Below are 18883 nucleotides of genomic sequence, written 5' to 3' on the forward strand. Positions count from 1 at the left end.
GGGTCGGGCCGGGCCCCGGTGCTTGTTCCTCAACCCAGACTCGCCAGCCAGTCGTCATCGGATCCCTCGTTGACGCCTTCCAGCAGGAAGGTGCTCAGGTAGCGCTCGCCGGTATCGGGCAGCATCGCCAGGATCACCGCGCCGTCGTCGGCGCCTTTCGCCACCTGCAGCGCGGCGGCCACGGTGGCACCGGCGGAGATGCCGACGAAGATGCCTTCCTCGGCCGCCAGCCGGCGCGCGGTATCGCGGGCCAGCACGTCGTCGATCGGCAGGATCGTGTCGGTGACTTCGCGGTTGAGCACTCCCGGCACGAAATCGGGCGTCCAGCCCTGGATCTTGTGCGGCTGCCATTCCTTGCCGGCCAGCAACGACGCCCCCGCCGGTTCGCAGGCGGTGATCCGTACCCCGGGGCGGGCGACCCGCAACACTTCGCCGACCCCGGTCAGGGTGCCGCCGGTGCCCCAGCCGCTGACGAAATGGTCGAGGCGGCGCCCGGCGAAGTCCTGCAGGATTTCCGCCGCGGTGGTCTGGCGGTGGTAGGCCGGGTTCGCCGGGTTTTCGAACTGGCTGGCGAGGAACCAGCCATGCTTGGCCGCGAGCTCCCCGGCGCGCTTGACCATGCCGGTGCCGCGTTCGGCCGCGGCGGTGAGGATCACCTTGGCGCCGTACGCCCGCATCAGCTTGCGGCGCTCGATCGAGAAGGTCTCGGTCATCACCGCGACGAACTTGTAGCCGCGCGCCGCGCAGACCATCGCCAGCGCCACGCCGGTGTTGCCCGATGTCGCCTCGACCACGGTGTCGCCGGGCTTGAGCAGCCCGCGCGCCTCGGCGTCGAGGATGATCGCCAGCGCCAGCCGGTCCTTGACCGATCCGCCGGGATTGAATGACTCCGCCTTTGCGTAGACGGTGACGTTGGCCGGCGCCAGCCGGTTGAGGCGCACGACCGGGGTGCGGCCGATCGTGTCGACGATGCTGTCATGGATCATGGAATGGGCTCCTGTGGGGGGAGGTAGTGCGTCCATCGAAGAGTGCCACAGCCGGCAGGCGGCACCGGTGATCCGGACGATTTCCGCTGGCACGGGTTTTGCCGGATCGGTCGTCGTGCGCCGCGGTCAACCTTTGGCCCACTCGGGCGTTACCTGCCCGCGACTACTATTGCCCCCTTCCTGTTCCCGGCCCCGATCCCGCATGCAAATCCCGACCCGTCCCATAGCCGCCCTCGCTTTCCTGACCGCGATGGCGCTGACGCTGGCGGCATGCGGTGGCGACGGCGCCGCCGCACCGGAGTCGGGTGCCAGCGCGACCGCGGTGACCATCGAGCCGGCGCTGATGCGCCCGTGGAACGACACCGTGCAGGCGCTGGGCACGGTCAAGGCACGCGAGTCGGTCACGGTCACCGCCAAGGTCAGCGAGACCGTCGAGGACGTGCACTTCGAGAGCGGCGACGTGGTCAAGGCCGGCGCCCCGCTGGTCACCCTCAGCGGACGCCAGCAGCGCGCCTCGCTGGCCGAGGCCCAGGCCAACGCCAAGGAAGCCGACCGCCTGTATCGCCGCCAGGCCGAGCTCGCGGGACAGCAACTGATCGCCCGCGCCTCGCTCGATACGCAGCGTGCCACCCGCGACGCCGCCAATGCCCGGGTCGCGCAGATCCAGGCCCAGCTCTCCGACCGGGTGATCCGTGCGCCGTTCGCCGGCGTGCTCGGGTTGCGCCAGGTCAGTCCCGGCACCCTGGTGACGCCGGGCACCGCGATCGCCACGCTCGACGACACCGCGCGCGTATACGTCGATTTCCCGGTACCCGAAGCCAGCCTGTCGCACCTTGCCGCCGGCCAGGTTCTGACCGCGACCAGCGCCGCGTGGCCGGGCCGCGAGTTCAGCGGCACCGTCGGCACGGTCGACTCGCGGATCGACCCGGTCACCCGCGCGGTCACCGTCCGCGGCGACTTCGCCAACGCCGACCGCGCGCTGCGTCCCGGCATGTTGCTGCAGGTGACCCTGATGCGGCCGGAGCGGCAGGCGCTGGTGGTGCCCGAGATTTCGATCGTGCAGGTCGGCAACAGTTCGTATGTGTTCCGGGTCCGTGATGACGACACCGTGGAGCGCGCCGACATCGAGGTGGGCGGGCGCCGCGGCGGCTTTGCCGAGGTCATTGCCGGGCTGGAAGCGGGTGACCGGGTCGTGGTCGACGGCACCGGCAAGCTGCGCGCCGGCGAGAAGATCCGCGTGGCCGCAGCGACGGACGCCGACACGGCTGGTCGGCAAGCGGGCGATGACGAAGCGGTCGACACCCAGCCGGCAACTCCAGCCGTAGTGGAGCCGACCGCGGAATGAGCATCTCCGAACTCTCGATCCGACGCCCGGTATTCGCCACCGTCATCAGCCTCCTGTTGATGGTGCTCGGCGTGATGGCGTTCTCGCGCCTGACCCTGCGCGAGCTGCCGGCGATCGACCCGCCGATCGTTTCGGTCGACGTCAGCTACCCCGGTGCCTCCGCGGCCGTGGTCGAAACCCGGGTCACCCAGGTGCTCGAAGACGCGTTGTCGGGCATCGAGGGGATCGAGACCATCCAGTCGCGCAGCGTCAACGGACGTTCGTCGGTGACCATGGAGTTCACCCTGGAGCGCGACATCGAGGCCGCGGCCAACGATGTCCGCGACGCGGTCAGCGACGTCGCCGACCGCATGCCCGACGAGGCCGACCCGCCCGAGGTCGAGAAGGCCGACAGCGATTCGGACACGGTGATCTGGCTCAACATGAGCTCGACCTCGATGGACACCCTGCAGCTGTCGGACTATGCCGACCGCTACATCGTCGACCGCCTGTCCAGCCTCGACGGCGTGTCGCAGGTCCGGATCGGCGGGCGCCAGCGCTACGCGATGCGGATCTGGCTCGACAGCGCGGCGATGGCCGCGCGCGACATCAGCGTGCGCGATGTCGAGGACGCATTGCGCGCCGAGAACGTCGAGCTGCCCGCCGGCCGGATCGAATCCGAGACCCGCGACTTCACCCTGCGCGTGGCGCGCGAATACCAGGAGCCGTCGGACTTCGCCGAGATCCCGCTGGCGCAGGGCGAGGGCGGCTACGTGGTGCGCCTGGGCGATGTCGCCCGGGTCGAACTGGCATCGGCCGAGCGCCGCGCCTACTACCAGAGCAACGGCCAGCCGAACATCGGCCTGGGCATCGTCAAGACTTCCACCGCCAACGCGCTGGACGTGACCCGCGCGGCGCGCGCGGAGGCCGAGGAGATCCAGAAGACCCTGCCCGAAGGCATGGAAATCTTCGTCGCGTTCGACGACACCGTGTTCATCGATGCGTCGATCAAGCGCGTTTACTGGACGCTCGCCGAAGCGATGGCGCTGGTGTTGGTGGTGATCTGGCTGTTCCTGGGCAGCTTCCGGGCGGCGTTGATCCCGGCGCTGACGGTGCCGGTGTGCCTGGTCGCCGCGTTCATCCCGCTGTACGCATTCGGTTACTCGATCAACCTGCTGACCCTGCTTGCGCTGGTGCTGTCGATCGGGCTGGTGGTCGATGACGCGATCGTCGTGCTGGAGAACATCCAGCGCCGCGCCGACCTCGGCGAGCCGAAACTGGTGGCGGCCTCGCGCGGCACAAAGCAGGTGGCGTTCGCGGTGATCGCGACCACCACGGTGCTGGTCGCGGTGTTCCTGCCGGTCGGCTTCATGGAGGGCAACACCGGCCGCCTGTTCCGCGAGTTGTCGGTGGCGCTGGCCGGCGCGGTCGCATTGTCGGCATTCGTCGCGCTGACCCTGACCCCGATGATGTCGTCCAAGCTGGTGCGTCCGCACAGCGAGGAAAAGAGCAACCGCGCACATCGCTGGATCAACCGCACGCTCGACCGGGTCGGCATGCGTTACCGGCGCCTGCTGGAGCGCACGGTCGACCGCCACTGGCTGTTCGCCGCGCTGATGCTGGGCGCGGTGATGCTGAGCTACGGGTTGATGAAGTGGGTGCCGTCGGAGCTGGCGCCGGCCGAGGATCGCGGCGCGTTCTTCGTCTCGATCGTCGGTCCCGAGGGCGCCGGCTTCGACTACACGGTCGAGCAGATCAAGCAGGTCGAGAAAGTATTTGCCGAGCACAGTGGCGAAGACCGGGCGATCCGTCGCTACAACACCCGCGTGCCCGGTGGCTGGGGCGCGAGCGAGGAGATGCATACCGGCAACGTCATCGTGTTCCTGCAGGATTGGAACAAGCGCGAGCAGGACACCAGCGAGGTCGCCGAATCGCTGCGCAACGACCTCAATGACCTGACCGGCGTACGCGCCAACCCGCGCGTCGGTGGCGGCCTGGTCGGCAGCCGCGGCCAGCCGATCCAGATCGTGCTCGGCGGTCCGGAGTACTCCGAGATCGCGAAGTGGCGCGACATCATGATCGAGAAGATGGAAGCCAACCCGGGCCTGTTCTCGGTTGATTCCGACTACAAGGAAACGCGGCCGCAGATGCGGGTGCAGATCAACCGCCAGCGCGCCGCCGACCTGGGCGTCAGCGTGACCGACATCGGCCACGCGCTGGAGACGATGATGGGCAGCCGGCGCGTCACCACCTTCGTGCAGGACGGCGAGGAATACGACGTGATCGTGCAGGCCGAGCGCGACAACCGCTCGGCGCCGGCCGACCTGTCCGCGATCGAGGTGCGTTCCAGCAGTGGCGAACTGGTGCCGCTGTCCAACCTGGTCACCCTGAGCGAGCTGGCCGAGGCCGGCAGCCTAAACCGCTTCAACCGCCTGCGCGCGATCACCATCACCGCCGGGCTGGCGCCGGGCTACACCATGGGCGAGGCACTGGCCTTCCTGCAGGACACCGTCCGCACCGAGTTGCCCGAACACGCACAGGTCGACTGGAAAGGCGAGTCGCGCGAGTACCAGAAGGCCGGCGGCGCGGTGCTGCTGACCTTCACCCTGGCGCTGCTGGTGGTGTATCTGGTGCTGGCGGCGCAGTTCGAGAGCTTCATCCATCCGTTCGTGATCATGCTGACGGTGCCGCTGGGCGTGCTCGGTGCGTTGATCGGGCTCGCACTCACGGGCGGCACGCTCAACCTGTTCAGCCAGATCGGCATCGTGATGCTGGTCGGACTGGCGGCGAAGAACGGCATCCTGATCGTCGAGTTCGCCAACCAGTTGCGCGACGAGGGCCGCAGCATCCACCAGGCGATCGTCGAGTCGGCCGGCGTGCGCCTGCGGCCGATCCTGATGACCTCGATCGCCACCGCGATGGGTGCGGTACCGCTGGTCGCGGCTGGTGGGCCCGGTTCGGCCAGCCGCAGCACCATCGGCGTGGTGGTGATCTTCGGCGTGCTGTTCTCGACCCTGCTGTCGCTGTTCGTGGTGCCGGCGTTCTACGTGCTGCTGGCGCGCTACACGCGCTCGCCGCATGCGGTCGGCAACGAGCTGGAGAAACTGGAGTCGCAGACGCCGCAGGCCGGTGGCCACGCCTGAGTCGGGCAGGGGACGCGTGCGGGGCGGAAAATCCGGTTAAGGTGCGGGTCTTGTTGCCCGCTCCGAGGAATACCGCCCCGTGGAAGCCCTGATCACCTCGCTCAACGACATCATCTGGAGCATGGCGCTGGTCGCGCTGTGTCTCGGCCTGGGTCTGTACTTCTCGTTCCGCACCCGCTTCATGCAGGTGCGCGGCGTGCCGGAGATGCTCCGGCTGATGCTCAACAACAAGTCATCGACCGCCGGCGTGTCGTCGTTCCAGGCGCTGGCGATGTCGCTGGCCGGGCGCGTCGGCACCGGCAACATCGCCGGCGTCGCCACCGCGATCGCGTTCGGTGGTCCGGGCGCGGTGTTCTGGATGTGGGTGATGGCGTTCCTCGGCGCCTCGACCTCGTACATCGAGTGCACCCTGGCGCAGATCTACAAGGAGAAGGACCCGCAGGGACGCTACCGCGGCGGCCCGGCGTACTACATCGAAAAGGCGATGGGGCAGAAGTGGTACGCGTGGCTGTTCGCCATCGTCACCATCATCGCCTGCGGCTTCCTGCTGCCGGTGGTGCAGGTCAACACCCTGGCGACCGGCATGGCGAACGCCTTCGGCCTGCCGCCGCTGCTGATCGCGTCGGTCATCGCGGTCGCGCTGGCGCTGATCATCTTCGGCGGGGTCAAGCGCATCGCCACCTTCGCCGAGGTGGTGGTGCCGTTCATGGCGGTGGCCTACATCCTGGTCGCGTTCGTGATCATGGTGCTGAACCCGGAGAACGTGGCCGACATGTTCGCGCTGATCTTCGAGAGCGCGTTCGGCGTGCACGCGGGTTTCGGTGCGATGCTCGGCCTGGCGATTGAATGGGGCGTCAAGCGCGGCATCTACTCCAACGAGGCCGGGCAGGGCACCGGCCCGCACGCGGCGGCGGCGGCCGAGGTCCAGCATCCGGCTCAGCAGGGCTTCGTGCAGGCGTTCTCGGTCTACGTCGATACGCTTCTGGTGTGCAGCGCGACCGCGTTCATGATCCTCGGCACCGGCATGTACAACGTCGCCAACCCCGGCGGCGGCTTCCTGTTCCAGGGGCTGGAGGGCGCGGTGGCCGGCCCCGACTTCTCGCAGGCGGCGGTCGACAGCGTGTTCCCCGGCTGGGGCGCGGGCTTCGTGGCGGTGGCGCTGCTGTTCTTCGTGTTCACCACCGTGGTGGCCTACTACTACATGGCCGAGACCAACGTCACCTACATCAACCGCAAGGTGCACCGGCCGTGGCTGGTCCTGCTGCTGCGGCTGACCATCATTGGTGCGGTGTTCGTCGGCGTGCTGCGCACCACCGGCGGCGCCTGGGCGCTGGGCGACATCGGCGTCGGGCTGATGGCGTGGCTCAACCTGATCGCGATCGTGATCCTGCAGAAGCCGGCGCTGGCCGCGTTGCGCGACTACGAGCGGCAGAAGAAGGCCAAGGTCGCCGACTACGAATTCGACCCGCGCGCGCTGGGCATCCGCAACGCGCTGTACTGGGAGCAGCGCGATGCCGGGCTTGAGCCCGACCTGCCCGAACCCGACCTGCCGCGGACCGGTGGCGATGGCCGTTGATCCCTGGGCCAGCGGGCGGGACCGGCGTTCCGGCAGCCGGCCACCGCCGCGGGAATCCGTTCCGCGGTCCGGGGCCGGTGGCCCGCCCGTCGCTGCAGGATCGTCGGCGCGCGAGCTGCGGCTGTACGGTGTCAACGCCGTGTCCGCGGTGTTCCGCCGTAGGCCCGACGCGATCAGGAAGCTGTACCTGAGCGAGGCCCGCATCGCGGTGCTGCAGCCGTTGCTGAAATGGTGCGCGGCCAACCGCGTGGGCTATCGGGTGGTCGAAGATGAGGACCTGCGCAAGCTTGCCGCCAGCTCCCATCACGAAGGCGTGGTGGCCGACGTGTTGCGGGAGCCGCCGCAGGCGCTGGCCGACTGGCTGGACGCGTTGCCGTCCGGGCCGCAATGCGCAATCTGGCTGGACGGCGTCGGAAACCCGCACAACCTCGGGGCGATCCTGCGTTCGGCCGCGCATTTCGGCGTCGCCGCAATCCTGTTGCCACGTGACTCGACGCTGGCGCTGTCCGGCGCGGCGGCACGTGTTGCGGAGGGCGGCGCGGAAGCGGTGCCGACGGTACGCCTCGACGACAACGCAGCGTCATCGGCGCGGTTGCGCGAGGCCGGCTTCAACCTCGCCGCCACGGTGGTCGACGGCGGCGACGACCTGTTCGCTACCACCTTGCCCGAACGGCTGGTCTACGTCCTCGGTGCCGAGGGCGAAGGCATGGACCGCGGCCTCGTCGCCGATTGCGACCTGCGGCTCTCGATTCCCGGCAGCGGCGCGGTGGAAAGCCTCAACGTCGCCGCCGCCACCGCGGTACTGCTGGCGGCGTGGCGGCGGTGATAGTCGGCCCGGTCATTCCGACGGCGGCGTGACCTGCTTCAGCTCGCTGCCGAAGTCACCATCGGCCGAGGCGGCCAGGTAGGCGAACACCGCGTAGGCGGCCACGTTCTGCGCCAGCGCGGCCGGGTCGATCTTGTCGAAGGTGTCGTCCGGGGTGTGGTGCAGGTCGAAGTAGTCGGTGCCGTCCTGTCGCAGCGCCGCCCAGGCCATGCCCTTGCCGGCGAACGGGCTGATGTCCGGGCCGGGGCCGCCTTCGCCCGGGGTGTAGGCGATGCCGAGTGGCGCCAGCGCCTCTGCGATCTGTGCCGCAGCGGCCTTGGCGTAGTCGGGCGCGGAGGTGTCGAAGGCGTAGATGCGGCCGGCACCGAAATCGCTCTCGGCGGCGATCTGGTGTTGCTCGATCTGGCCGACGTGGGCATTGGCGTAGGCCCGGCCACCGTGCAGGCCCTGTTCCTCGTTGGCGAACGCGATGACCCGGATGGTGCGGGCGGGGGCGGTCGGCAGGTCGCCGATCAGCTTGCCGGCGGCCATGGTCAGGCCGACGCCGGCGCCGTCGTCGATCGCGCCGGTGCCGAGGTCCCAGGAATCCAGGTGTCCGCCGATCACCACCACTTCGTCGGGCTTGCTGCTGCCGGTGATCTCGCCGATGACGTTGTACGAGGTCGCTTCACCGTTCCAGCCGCAGTCGAGCGCGACCTCCAGTTGCACCGGCTTGCCCAGCGCGAGCAGTCGCGCCAGCTGGTCGGCGTCGGGCACGGCGAGGGCGGCCGACGGGATCGGGGTCAGGCCGTCGTCGAAGCGGGTGATGCCGGTATGCGGGTTGCGGTGCGAATCGGTACCGGCCGAACGCATCACGTAGCCGATCGCACCGGCGCGGATCGCCGCCGAGGGGCCGCCCGAGCGCGTGCGCGAGCCCGGGCCGTAGCCGGCGCCGTCACGGGCGCGCTCCATCTTGTAGTCGATGAAGGCGATCTTGCCGGCCAGCGAACCGGCCGGCGCGGCTTCCAGCGCGGCCAGGTCGGCGAAGCGCACGACCTCGCCGGTGACGGTGCCGCCCGGGCTGCCGCCCAGTGCGGTAATCGCCAGCGCCTGCGAATGCGGACCGAGCACGTGGGCGCTCTCGCTGCGGCGCTCCCACTTCGGGAACGTCACCGGCTCGGTCCAGACCTTGTCGTAGCCCAAAGCCTCGAACTTGGCCTCGGCCCATGCCACGGCTCGCGCGTCGGCCTCGCTGCCGGCCAGGCGCTGGCCGACCTCGGTGGTCAGCGACTCGGTGATCCGGTAGCCGAGGTCGCTGGCCAGCGCGGTCTCGCGCAGGTCGGCCGCGGTATCGATCGCGGACGCGGGGATGGTGGTGTCCTTCGGCGCGGCATGCAGCGTGCCGGCAAAGCCTAGCGAGGTGACAACCAGGGAAGTGGCCAGGGTGGTACCCAGCAGCAACGGAAGGCGCATCGGATCTCCTGCGGGGCCACGGCCCTGAAAACGACGAAGCCGCGAGCGTATCAACTCGCGGCTTCGTGTTGGCGTGCCTCAAGTCACGCGGCGCTGTGCCGCGCTTGGCACTTCAGGGCGGTCAGACGCCGGGGCGCTTCAGAGAATCGCGGATCTCGCGCAGCAGCAGGATCTCTTCGGCAGGCGGCGCCGGTGCGGCCTCTTCCTTCTTGATCATGCGGTTGTAGGCCTTGATGATCATGAAGATCACGAACGCGATCAGCAGGAAGTCGATGATGGTCTGGATGAAGGCGCCATAGGTGATCACCGGCGCCGCGGCTTCCTGCGCGGCGGCGAGGTTGGCGTAATCGTTGCCATCCAGCGACACGAACAACTGCGAAAAATCGACCCCGCCCATCACCATGCCGACGATCGGCATGATGATGCCGTCGACCAGCGCGGTGACGATTTTGCCGAACGCCGCCGCGATGATCACCGCGACCGCCAGGTCGAGGACATTGCCGCGCGCGATGAATGCCTTGAACTCGCTGACCATGCTCATGTCGATATCTCCGTCGTGATGAGAGAAGCGGGTTGTCTGTAGCGCTTGAAGACTACCGCATCAGCCGGCGTCGGAATCGCCGGTAACGATCCGGCCATCGAATTCGACCACGCCGTCGAGGCTGGCGCGGAAGCGGTCGCCCGGCTGCAGTGGGCCAACGCCGGCTGGCGTACCCATGAACACCAGGTCGCCGGCGCGCAGCGCGTAGAGCTTCGAAAGCTCATGCAGGATCTCGGGTACGTCCCAGATCAGGTCGGCCAGTTTTCCGTGCTGGCGGACTTCTCCGTTGATTTCCAGGGTCAGCGAGCGTGTGGAAATGTCGCCACATTCTGCGGCCGGAACCAGCCGGCTTACCGGCGCGGAATCATCGAAGGCCTTGCCGGTATCCCACGGCAGGCCCTTTGCCTTGGCGGCGGCTTGCAGGTCGCGACGGGTCAGGTCGAGCCCGACGGCGTAGCCGAACACCAGCGCTTCGGCGTGGGCCGGATCAAGCAGGCCCGGCGGCGCGTCGGCACCGAGTGCGACGACCAGTTCGATTTCGTGGTGCAGCTCGGTGGTGCCGCGCGGGTAGGGCACCACCCCGTCGACGACCAGCGCGTCGGCGGGCTTGCAGAAGAACACGGGATTGCCGCGCGATGCCTTCGAGGCAGGTGCTGCGGCGCCCATCTCGCGGGCATGCTCGGCGAAATTGCGACCGACGCAATGGATGCGCCGCACCGGGAAGGTGGCGCCGTCGGTGGACCCTATGGGAATGCGCGGTTGCGGCGGTGCCGCGATGACGTCGGTCAACGGTCGATCGCGGGCTTTTCGACCACGCGGTATTCGCCGTCGACTACACGGGGATCGGCCGCACGATGCGCCGCGATCGGCTTGCCGCGACCGTGCCACAGTTTGTATGCCAGTCCAGCGATCAGCATCGCCGCGCCGACCACCACTCCGAACATCACCAGCAATACGATCAGCGCCAGCCCGACCAGTCCGACTGCGAAACGCAGCAGGCGATGGCGCGGTTTGCGTGGCTCGAACGCGGAGCGCACGCGTGACTGGAACTGATGGCTGTGGAAGCGGAACGTCTGGGCGGTCATTCGGTACGTCATGGCACAATGCGGCGGAAAGCCGGACACGAGAGTATCGGTGCAGGCCGCCGCACAGTTGTGAGAACTTCGTTAAGCAAACGGCCACTTCGTTCATGACCCAAGCCCCATTGATCACCCTGGAGCAGATTGCCGACGGCGCGTTTGCCGAGGTGGAAGCGACCCTCGACGGCGACGCCGAATCGCTGGTGCTGCATCGCCAGGGCGACGAGGTCCGCGCGTGGTTGAACGTCTGCCCGCACGCTGGACGACGGCTCGACTGGGCGCCCGGGCAGTTCCTCAAGAGCAAGGACGGGCTGCTGGTGTGCGCCGCGCATGGCGCCAGTTTCGAACTGCTGCAGGGTGAATGCCTGGCCGGCCCGTGCCGCGGCGAATCGTTGCGCGCGGTGGCGCTCGAAGTCCGCGACGGCGCCGTCTGGCTGAAGAGCGAAGGTGTTGTCGTATGAGTGGCGGCAGCTTGCTGCCGCCGGTAAGTCGCGATCGCACGGCGATCCCGGATGGCGAGGCGTTCGCGACTTACGTCGCTCCTGCACAAAGCCCGTCATTCAAAACAGCAGGTTGACCATCAGCACCGCGATCACGGTGTAGATCAACGACAACGGCCCGCCGACCCGCCACAACTCCTTGCCGGTGTAGCCGGCCGGACCGGTGATCATCGAGATCACCGGATTCGATGCGGTCATGAAGTTGTTGGACGCCGACAACGCCGTGATCAGCGCGAACGCCGTCGGGTCGCCACCCACCGCCAGCGCCAGGTTGACCGCCAGCGGCACCATCACGATGGTCGCGCCGACATGGCTGATGACCAGCGAGAACAATGTGGTCAGCAGGCCCAATGCCAACTGCAACAGCCACGCCGGGGTGCCGTCCGGAAGTTGCTCCACGCTGTTGCCGGCCACCCACGAGGCCGCGCCGCTGGAGTCCATCGCCCAGCCCAGCGGGATCAGGCAGGCCATCAGGAACACCGTCTTCCAGTTGATCGCCGAGTAGGCCTCGTCGATGTGGATCACGCCGGCGATCAGCATGCCGGCGACGCCCGTCATCAATGCGATCGACACCGGCAGGCGCGACGACAGTGCCAGCAGCAGCGACACCGCGAAGATACCCAGCGCGATCTTCAGCTTGTGCGGACGCTGCTCGCCCTTCGGGTAGTCGGTCACCACCACCAGGTCCTTGCCCTTGGCGGCGTCGGCCAGCTCGGTCCAGATGCTGTGCAGCACCAGCATGTCGCCGGCGCGCAGGGCGACGTCGCGGGCGTCCTCGCGCATGACCTTCTTGTCGCGGTTGATCGCCAGCAGGCTCAGGCCCATCGACCGTCGCAGCTGCAGGTCGCGGGCGGTCTTGCCGATGAACTTGGAAGTCGCCGGGACCACCGCCTCGGAAATGCCGGCGCGGCTCGGGTTGAACAGGTCGCCGAAATTGCGCAGTCGCGAACTCATGCGCAGCATCTGGTTCTGGGCGAAGTCGCCGACCTCCTGCTTCGAGCCCATCGCGCCGATCACGCTGCCGACCCAGATCCGCGCATCGGCCGGCGGCGACAGTCGTGACTCGTCCTTGGTCTTGAGGGCGAGGACCAGTGGCGCGCCGTGCAGGGTTTCGGCCTCGCCCAGCGACATGCCGACCAGCGGGCTGTCGGCGGTGACGGTCAGCTCGTAGACATCACCCTCGATGCCGTAGGCATTGGCGAAGTAGCTCTGGGTGCGCGCCGGGGTCGCGCCCTTGCCGTCCTCCTCGCGCCGCAGCCGGTCGCCGAAGAAGTGGAAGTAGGCCAGCGCCGCCACCAGCAGTGCCAAGCCGATCGGCATCGGCGCGAACATCTGCAACGGCTCCAGCATCGCCACGCCCGACGGCAGGTTGCTGTTGGCCGACAGCAGCAGGTCGTTGAGCAGGATCAGCGGCGAGTTGCCGACCATCGTCAGGGTGCCGCCCATCACGATCGCGATCGCGATCGGCAGCAGCATGCGCGGCAGTGACAACCCGGTGCGCGACGACAGGCGCGAGGCGACCGGCAGGTACAGCGCCATCACCGACGGGTTCTGCATGATCGAGGAGTTGAGGCCGGCCACCGCGCCGGTCAGCAGCATCAACCGCGACTCGACCCCGTGGGCGCGCCGCAGCAACCAGGCCGCCAGGCGGTTGAGCGCGCCGGTGCGGTCGAGCCCGGCGCCGAGGATCATCGTGGCGATGATGCTCATCACCGCGTTGGACGAGAAGCCATTGAAGATCTGGTCGGGCGCGACCAGCCCGGACAGGCCGAGCAGTACCAGCACGACGAGGGCGACCACGTCGGCGCGGATGCGCTCGAACAGGAACATCGCCATCGTGAAGCCCACCAGCCCGAGGACGAGCTTCATGTCGGTGGTGAGCGTCAGTGCGGTGTCCATGCCGGGCCGGGCAACCTTGGGTCAGCGACTTTTCAACTGCGGTCGTAAAGGAGATCCCATACCCCGTGGCCGAGCTTCTGGCCGCGGGTCTCGAAATGCGTCTGCGGGCGCCAGTCCGGCCGCGGTACCGAGCCGCGCTCCCCGGCGCGGTTGACGATGCCATCGGTCGCGTCGAGCACGTCCCACATCTGCTCCGCATAGTCGTGCCAATCGGTCGCGAGGTGCAAGCGGCCGCCGGCCGCGAGCTTGCGCACCAGCAGCGCGGCGAACGCCGGTTGCACCAGCCGCCGCTTGTTGTGGCGCTTCTTGTGCCACGGGTCGGGGAAGTAGATGCGGATCTCGTCGAGGCTGGCGTCGGCGACCTCGTTGGCCAGTACCTCGACCGCGTCGTGGTGGTAGACCCGCACGTTGCGGGCGTCATCGGCGGCCAGCGCGTTGAGCAGGCGGCCGACGCCGGGCGCATGGACCTCGATGCCGATCAGGTCGCGATCCCTGTCGTGCTGCCCGGCGAAGCGCAGCGCCTCGCCGTTGCCGAAGCCGATCTCGAGCACGCGCGGCGCGCTGCGACCGAATACGGTGTCGAAATCGCGTGGCTGGCCTGTGTAGTCGATGCCGAAGCGCGACCACTGCTGGTCGAACGCGCGCTGTTGCGCCGGGCTGAAGCGGCCCTGGCGCAGCACGAAGCTGCGGATCTGGCGATGGCCCTCGGTGACCGTGAAGGGCTTGGGCGGCGCGGTCTTCTTCGGGGCCTCGCTGTCGGACATCAGCCGATCAGTCCGTCCACCGGCGACGACGCGCTGGCAAACCGCTTGCGCGGGATCCGGCCGGCCCTGAACGCGGCACGGCCGGCCTCGATCGCCAGTTTCATCGCGTGCGCCATCAGCACAGGGTCTTTCGCGCCGGCGATCGCGGTGTTCATCAGCACGCCGTCGCAACCCAGCTCCATCGCGATCGCGGCGTCCGATGCGGTGCCGACGCCGGCATCGACGATGATCGGCACCTTGGCGTTCTCGACGATCTCGACCAGGTTCCACTTGTTCTGGATGCCCAGCCCCGAGCCGATCGGCGCGGCCAGCGGCATCACCGCGACGCAGCCGATCTCCTCCAGTCGCTTGGCCAGCAGCGGGTCGTCGGAGGTGTAGACCATCACCTCGAAACCGTCCTTCACCAGCGTTTCGGCGGCGGCGAGGGTCTGCACGACGTCGGGGAAGAGGGTGCGCTGGTCGCCGAGCACTTCGAGCTTGACCAGCTGATGGCCGTCGAGCAGCTCGCGTGCGAGCCGGCAGGTGCGCACGGCTTCCTCGGCGGTATAGCAGCCGGCGGTATTGGGAAGGATTGTGTAGCGGTCCGGCGGCAACACGTCGAGCAGGTTCGGCTCACCGGGGTTCTGGCCGATGTTGCTGCGACGGATGGCGACGGTGACGATCTCGCTGCCGGCGGCCTCGGTGGCGCGGCCGGTCTCGTCGAGATCCTTGAATTTGCCGGTGCCGGTCAGCAGGCGGGAGGTGTAGCTCTTGCCGGCGATCAGCAGCGGTTCGGAAGCGGTGTGGGGGGCGTGGGGAGCGTTCATCCGGCGATTATCGCATCGCTGCGCCCGCGCGGCCGCTCAGCCGCCGCCCAGCGCGTGCACGATCTCGACCGTGTCGCCATCCGCCAGCGGATGCTCGCCATGCCGGCTGCGCGGGACGATGGTGCCGTTGACCTCGACTGCGACCCGGCGTTCGCCCAGCCCTTCGGCCTGCAGCAGCGCGGTGACGGTGGTGGGTGCTGCGAGCACGCGGGGCTCGCCGTTGAGCGTGATGTCCATGCGGCCATTGTCCCGTGTCCGGCACGACGGGGCCAGTGGCCATGACTTCGGTGCCTTGCCTGCGACCGGCGTGCGTGTTTCGATGCGTCCGTCCATTGGCGTATGTCGCGCCGTCCCCTTCGCTGCAGGAGCTTTCGATGATGAAACCCGTCCGCACCATCCTGGCCGCCGCCCTCGCATTGGCGGCCGCACCGGCCTTCGCCCAGGCCGGGGCAGCGTCAAACGACCATCCGTACTCGCAGACGGTGTTCTTCGGGGACAGCCTGACCGACTCCGGCCATTTCCGCCCGACCCTGGTCCAGGTCGCGGGCCCGGAGGCCATGCTGGTCGGCAAGTTCACCACCAACCCGTGGCTGGTCTGGTCCGAGTACCTGGCCGACTTCTACGGCACCGACGCCACCTCCGACAACCAGGGCGGTACCAATTACGCCGTCGGCGGTGCCCGCTCGGGGACCGACGTGGTCGGTGACCTCGGCCCGACGCCATCGATGGCGACCCAGGTCGCCAACTACCTGTCGGCCACCGGCGGCGTCGCCGACCCGAACGCGCTGTATACGGTGTGGGGCGGCAACAACGACGTGTTCGCCGCGGTTGCAACGGCGGGCGCCGGCGGCGATCCGGCGCCGGTGATCGGCGGCGCGGTGGCGGCGCAGGTCGGCGTGGTCGGCACGTTGAAGGCGGCCGGCGCCGAATACATCCTGGTCCCGACCATCCCCGACATCGGCCTGACCCCGGGCTTCCGCGCCCAGGGCCCGGCGGCGCAGGGAGCCGCGACCCAGTTGTCGGCGGCCTACAACGATGCGCTGTTCGGCGCCTTCGCCCAAGCCGGGCTGCGGGTGATTCCGCTCGATACCTTCCACCTGTTCCAGGAGGTCGTGGCCAATCCCGGGGCGTTCGGCTTCAGCAACATCACCGGCACCGCCTGCCAGCCACAGATCACCGCGCAGTCGCTGACCTGCAACCCCAATACATATGTTTCCCCCGACGCCGCGACCAGCTATGCCTTCGCGGATGGCGTGCACCCCTCCGGCGCCGCCCACGAGGTGATCGCCGACTACGCCGCCTCGGTGCTGGAGGCGCCGCGCCAGGTCGCGGTGCTGATGAATTCCGCCTCGGTCACCGGCCGGGCGCGCGCCGACCGCGTCGCCGCGCAACTGGCGGTGCCCGCCGATGGCGATGGCATGCGCTGGTGGGCAGACGTGCGCGGCGACTTCCAGCGCTACGACCACGGCCGTGTGTACGACGGCGTCGGTCCGGCGCTGACCGTTGGCGTCGACTGGCGCAGCGGCGCGCTGACCTACGGTGCGTTCGGCGGCTACGGCCAGCAGGGCCACGACTGGGGCAACCGAGGCGGCAGCTTCGACCAGAGCGAAGCCAGCATCGGTGGTTACCTCGGTTGGACCTCCGAGGCCGGCGGCTGGGTCAACGCCCAGGCCAGCTACAGCCAGCTCGGCTTCGACATCGAGCGCAACGCCAACCTCGGCCAGGCGACCCGCGTGCATCGCGCCGACGTCGATGGCAGCAACGTCAGCTTCGGCGTCAACGGCGGCTGGGAGTTCGGCGACGGCGCGCTGCGCCACGGTCCGGTGCTGGGGCTGCTGGCGCAGAAGATCGAGATCGACGAATTCGCCGAAAGCGATCCGCAACTGTCGACCTCGCTGGCCTATCCGGAGCAGTCGTTCGACTCGATGATCGGCAGCGTCGGCTGGCAGGTGCGGCTGGACGCGGGTGCGTTCCAGCCGTATGCGCGGGCGACCATGGATCGCGAGTTCGAGGACGTCCCGGAACAGGCCTTCGCGCGGCTGCAGTCGATGCCGGGCACGGCGGATTACGCGGTCCCGGGCGTGGCGTTCGACGACAGCTACGGCACCTTGATGTTCGGTGCGCGTACGCAGTTGTTCGGGCTGGATGCGAACCTCGGCAGCAGCCTGACCGTCGGCCGCACGGGCGGGCACGATGCGACCGTGTTCGCCACCGTCGGCAGCAGCTTCTGACCTGCTTCCCGTTCCAGCGCCACTGCCTTAGACTTTGCGGCACGCGGGTGTAGCTCAATGGTAGAGCTGTAGCTTCCCAAGCTACTGACGAGGGTTCGATTCCCTTCACCCGCTCCACATCCACGGCGGCCTCGATCTTCACGGACGGGGCCGCCGTTTTTGGTTGCCGGAGGCTTCGATGTCGGTTCCACCGTCTCCCTCCATCGTCCTGGGCTGGCGTGAATGGGTCGCCCTGCCCGGACTCGGCATCCGTGCGATCCGGGCCAAGGTCGACAGTGGCGCGCGCAGTTCGGCGCTGCACGTGGACGCGCAATGGCGTTTCGTCGAGGGCGGTGCGCGCTGGGTCGGGTTCCGCCTGACGCCGGGCGAGAACGCCGCCACCATCGAGTGCGCCGCGGCCATCATCGACGAGCGCGAGGTCACCGATTCGGGTGGCCATACCAGCCTGCGGGTGTTCGTGCGCACGCCGTTGCGGGTGGCCGGGGTCGAACGCGATATCGACATCAACCTGACCGACAGGCGCGGCATGCTGTTCCCGATGCTGCTCGGCCGCAGTGCGATGGCCCGCGTCTTCACGGTCGATCCCGCACGCTCGTTCCTGCACTGTCGCGCCGCTTCGGACGGCGCCCCCGGCAACCTCCCCGACCCCCGGACCCCACGCCCATGAAGCTCGCCATCCTGTCGCGCAACACCAAGCTGTACTCGACCCGGCGCCTGGTCGAGGCCGCGCGCGAGCAAGGCCATACGGTGCGCAGCCTCGATCCGCTGCGCTGCTACATGCGCATCGACAGCGACGGCTTCGCGATGCGCTACAAGGGCCAGTCGATCTCCGGCTACCACGCGGTGATCCCGCGCATCGGCGCGTCGGTCACCCGCTACGGCACCGCGGTGCTGCGCCAGTTCGAGCTGATGGGCAGCTTCACGCCCAACTCTTCGGACGCGATCCTGCGCGCGCGCGACAAGCTGCGCAGCCACCAGTTGCTGGCCGCGCAGGGGATCGGGCTGCCGGCCACGGTGTTCGGCGACAACCCCGACGACACCGCCGACCTGCTGTCGATGCTTGGCCCGCCGCCGCATGTGATCAAGCTCAACGAAGGCACCCAGGGCGCCGGGGTGATGTTGACCGAAAAACTGTCGGCCTCGAAGGGCGTGATCGAGGCGCTGCGTGGCCTCTACGCCCAGTTCCTGGTGCAGGAGTTCATCCCGGAGGCCAAGGGCGCCGACCTGCGCTGCTTCGTGGTCGGCGGCCGCGTGGTCGCGGCGATGAAGCGGCAGGCGCCGAAGGGCGATTTCCGTTCCAACCTGCATCGTGGCGGCAGCGCCAGGGGCGCCAAGGCCAGCGTGGCCGAGCAGGACGCGGCGATCCGTGCGGCGCGGGTGCTTGGCCTGGGCGTGGCCGGTGTCGACCTGATCCGCTCGCGACGCGGTCCGCTGGTGCTGGAGGTCAACGCCTCGCCGGGGCTGGAAGGCATCGAGGATGCCAGCGGGGTGGACGTCGCGGGGGAGGTCGTCGCCTACGTCGCCGAGCGTCATAAACGGCGGGCCGCCAAGCAAGCCGCTGACCGCAAGTTTTTGAAAAAAAACAACTAAATCCAAGGCTCCACGGTTTAACATGGTCTTCACACGGCAATTAACGAGGGTTTAATCGGTCCCTGCGTAGGCTTCTCCAAACCGCAGCTTTGCCCGGCTCCACGGCCCTGGCGCGAGTCAGCGACACGCGTCAACGGCATGGACACCGCGAGTTACGGTATCGGGG

17 protein-coding genes and 1 tRNA gene are annotated in these 18883 nt (G+C 68.6%); 9 read left to right on the top strand and 9 right to left on the bottom strand.

Annotation, left to right across the window (positions count from 1 at the left end):
- Nucleotides 1-29 precede the first annotated feature (29 nt).
- Nucleotides 30-986, bottom strand: a complete 957-nt coding sequence (cysK, locus tag ACT9F5_RS13385; protein ID WP_445120459.1) for a cysteine synthase A — start codon at nt 984-986, stop codon at nt 30-32.
- Between the two features lie 202 nt (nt 987-1188).
- On the opposite strand from cysK, the gene ACT9F5_RS13390 reads away from it, so the two are divergent.
- The 4 genes from ACT9F5_RS13390 (at nt 1189) to ACT9F5_RS13405 (ending at nt 7855) form a co-directional block, all read left to right on the top strand.
- Complete coding sequence (locus tag ACT9F5_RS13390) at nt 1189-2331, top strand: efflux RND transporter periplasmic adaptor subunit (RefSeq protein WP_445120460.1); 1143 nt, start codon at nt 1189-1191, stop codon at nt 2329-2331.
- Nucleotides 2328-5453, top strand: a complete 3126-nt coding sequence (locus tag ACT9F5_RS13395) for an efflux RND transporter permease subunit (protein ID WP_445120461.1) — start codon at nt 2328-2330, stop codon at nt 5451-5453. The genes ACT9F5_RS13390 and ACT9F5_RS13395 overlap by 4 nt, the downstream gene beginning before the upstream one ends.
- A 79-nt stretch (nt 5454-5532) precedes the next feature.
- Nucleotides 5533-7029 carry an amino acid carrier protein gene (locus tag ACT9F5_RS13400; protein ID WP_445120462.1) on the top strand — a complete coding sequence of 499 codons (1497 nt, stop codon included), beginning with the start codon at nt 5533-5535 and terminating at the stop codon, nt 7027-7029.
- A complete protein-coding gene (locus tag ACT9F5_RS13405) occupies nt 7019-7855 on the top strand; it encodes a TrmH family RNA methyltransferase (RefSeq protein ID WP_445120463.1) in 837 nt (278 codons plus the stop codon). The genes ACT9F5_RS13400 and ACT9F5_RS13405 overlap by 11 nt, the downstream gene beginning before the upstream one ends.
- Before the next feature lie 12 nt (nt 7856-7867).
- On the opposite strand, the gene ACT9F5_RS13410 is transcribed toward ACT9F5_RS13405, so the two are convergent.
- The 4 genes from ACT9F5_RS13410 to ACT9F5_RS13425 form a co-directional block, all read right to left on the bottom strand.
- Nucleotides 7868-9307, bottom strand: a complete 1440-nt coding sequence (locus ACT9F5_RS13410) for a M28 family peptidase (RefSeq protein ID WP_445120464.1) — start codon at nt 9305-9307, stop codon at nt 7868-7870.
- Nucleotides 9308-9428: 121 nt separating this feature from the next.
- Nucleotides 9429-9848: a large conductance mechanosensitive channel protein MscL gene (gene mscL, locus ACT9F5_RS13415; RefSeq protein ID WP_445120465.1), complete on the bottom strand. Its 420-nt coding sequence runs from the start codon at nt 9846-9848 to the stop codon at nt 9429-9431.
- Between the two features lie 60 nt (nt 9849-9908).
- Nucleotides 9909-10637, bottom strand: a complete 729-nt coding sequence (locus ACT9F5_RS13420; protein WP_445120466.1) for a fumarylacetoacetate hydrolase family protein — start codon at nt 10635-10637, stop codon at nt 9909-9911.
- Nucleotides 10634-10933, bottom strand: coding sequence for a hypothetical protein (locus ACT9F5_RS13425; RefSeq protein ID WP_445120467.1), 300 nt, complete (start codon nt 10931-10933; stop codon nt 10634-10636). Before ACT9F5_RS13425 ends, ACT9F5_RS13420 begins: the two co-directional genes overlap by 4 nt.
- Nucleotides 10934-11037: 104 nt before the next feature.
- Here ACT9F5_RS13425 and ACT9F5_RS13430 point away from each other — a divergent pair, with 104 nt between their 5' ends.
- Nucleotides 11038-11388, top strand: a complete 351-nt coding sequence (locus tag ACT9F5_RS13430) for a Rieske 2Fe-2S domain-containing protein (protein ID WP_445120468.1) — start codon at nt 11038-11040, stop codon at nt 11386-11388.
- 99 nt (nt 11389-11487) lie between these two features.
- On the opposite strand, the gene ACT9F5_RS13435 is transcribed toward ACT9F5_RS13430, so the two are convergent.
- The 4 genes from ACT9F5_RS13435 to thiS are packed head-to-tail and all read right to left on the bottom strand — an operon-like array spanning nt 11488 to nt 15133.
- Entirely contained in the window at nt 11488-13326 is a 1839-nt protein-coding gene (locus ACT9F5_RS13435) for an SLC13 family permease (RefSeq protein ID WP_445120469.1), read from the bottom strand.
- Between the two features lie 32 nt (nt 13327-13358).
- Nucleotides 13359-14090 (bottom strand): tRNA (guanosine(46)-N7)-methyltransferase TrmB, encoded by a 732-nt coding sequence (trmB, locus tag ACT9F5_RS13440; RefSeq protein WP_445120470.1) that lies wholly within the window; start codon nt 14088-14090, stop codon nt 13359-13361.
- Nucleotides 14090-14896, bottom strand: coding sequence for a thiazole synthase (locus ACT9F5_RS13445; RefSeq protein ID WP_445120471.1), 807 nt, complete (start codon nt 14894-14896; stop codon nt 14090-14092). Before ACT9F5_RS13445 ends, trmB begins: the two co-directional genes overlap by 1 nt.
- Nucleotides 14897-14932: 36 nt before the next feature.
- Nucleotides 14933-15133, bottom strand: a complete 201-nt coding sequence (gene thiS, locus ACT9F5_RS13450; RefSeq protein ID WP_445120472.1) for a sulfur carrier protein ThiS — start codon at nt 15131-15133, stop codon at nt 14933-14935.
- Nucleotides 15134-15294: 161 nt separating this feature from the next.
- On the opposite strand from thiS, the gene ACT9F5_RS13455 reads away from it, so the two are divergent.
- The 4 genes from ACT9F5_RS13455 to rimK all read left to right on the top strand — a co-directional run bounded on the left by ACT9F5_RS13455 (nt 15295) and on the right by rimK (nt 18717).
- Nucleotides 15295-17127, top strand: coding sequence for an autotransporter domain-containing protein (locus tag ACT9F5_RS13455; RefSeq protein ID WP_445120552.1), 1833 nt, complete (start codon nt 15295-15297; stop codon nt 17125-17127).
- A 43-nt stretch (nt 17128-17170) separates the two neighbouring features.
- Nucleotides 17171-17244, top strand: a tRNA-Gly gene (locus ACT9F5_RS13460).
- Nucleotides 17245-17305: 61 nt separating this feature from the next.
- Nucleotides 17306-17794, top strand: a complete 489-nt coding sequence (locus tag ACT9F5_RS13465; RefSeq protein WP_445120473.1) for a putative ATP-dependent zinc protease — start codon at nt 17306-17308, stop codon at nt 17792-17794.
- Complete coding sequence (rimK, locus tag ACT9F5_RS13470) at nt 17791-18717, top strand: 30S ribosomal protein S6--L-glutamate ligase (protein ID WP_445120474.1); 927 nt, start codon at nt 17791-17793, stop codon at nt 18715-18717. The genes ACT9F5_RS13465 and rimK overlap by 4 nt, the downstream gene beginning before the upstream one ends.
- Nucleotides 18718-18883: the final 166 nt, after the last annotated feature.

This window comes from Lysobacter sp. F6437 (assembly GCF_052547215.1).

Coding starts and splice junctions, on each gene's coding strand:
- cysK (WP_445120459.1), bottom strand. CDS start 986: ATGATCCATGACAGCATCGTCGACACGATCGGCCGCACCCCGGTCGTG.
- ACT9F5_RS13390 (WP_445120460.1), top strand. CDS start 1,189: ATGCAAATCCCGACCCGTCCCATAGCCGCCCTCGCTTTCCTGACCGCG.
- ACT9F5_RS13395 (WP_445120461.1), top strand. CDS start 2,328: ATGAGCATCTCCGAACTCTCGATCCGACGCCCGGTATTCGCCACCGTC.
- ACT9F5_RS13405 (WP_445120463.1), top strand. CDS start 7,019: ATGGCCGTTGATCCCTGGGCCAGCGGGCGGGACCGGCGTTCCGGCAGC.
- ACT9F5_RS13410 (WP_445120464.1), bottom strand. CDS start 9,307: ATGCGCCTTCCGTTGCTGCTGGGTACCACCCTGGCCACTTCCCTGGTT.
- mscL (WP_445120465.1), bottom strand. CDS start 9,848: ATGAGCATGGTCAGCGAGTTCAAGGCATTCATCGCGCGCGGCAATGTC.
- ACT9F5_RS13425 (WP_445120467.1), bottom strand. CDS start 10,933: ATGACCGCCCAGACGTTCCGCTTCCACAGCCATCAGTTCCAGTCACGC.
- ACT9F5_RS13430 (WP_445120468.1), top strand. CDS start 11,038: ATGACCCAAGCCCCATTGATCACCCTGGAGCAGATTGCCGACGGCGCG.
- ACT9F5_RS13435 (WP_445120469.1), bottom strand. CDS start 13,326: ATGGACACCGCACTGACGCTCACCACCGACATGAAGCTCGTCCTCGGG.
- trmB (WP_445120470.1), bottom strand. CDS start 14,090: ATGTCCGACAGCGAGGCCCCGAAGAAGACCGCGCCGCCCAAGCCCTTC.
- ACT9F5_RS13445 (WP_445120471.1), bottom strand. CDS start 14,896: ATGAACGCTCCCCACGCCCCCCACACCGCTTCCGAACCGCTGCTGATC.
- thiS (WP_445120472.1), bottom strand. CDS start 15,133: ATGGACATCACGCTCAACGGCGAGCCCCGCGTGCTCGCAGCACCCACC.
- ACT9F5_RS13465 (WP_445120473.1), top strand. CDS start 17,306: ATGTCGGTTCCACCGTCTCCCTCCATCGTCCTGGGCTGGCGTGAATGG.
- rimK (WP_445120474.1), top strand. CDS start 17,791: ATGAAGCTCGCCATCCTGTCGCGCAACACCAAGCTGTACTCGACCCGG.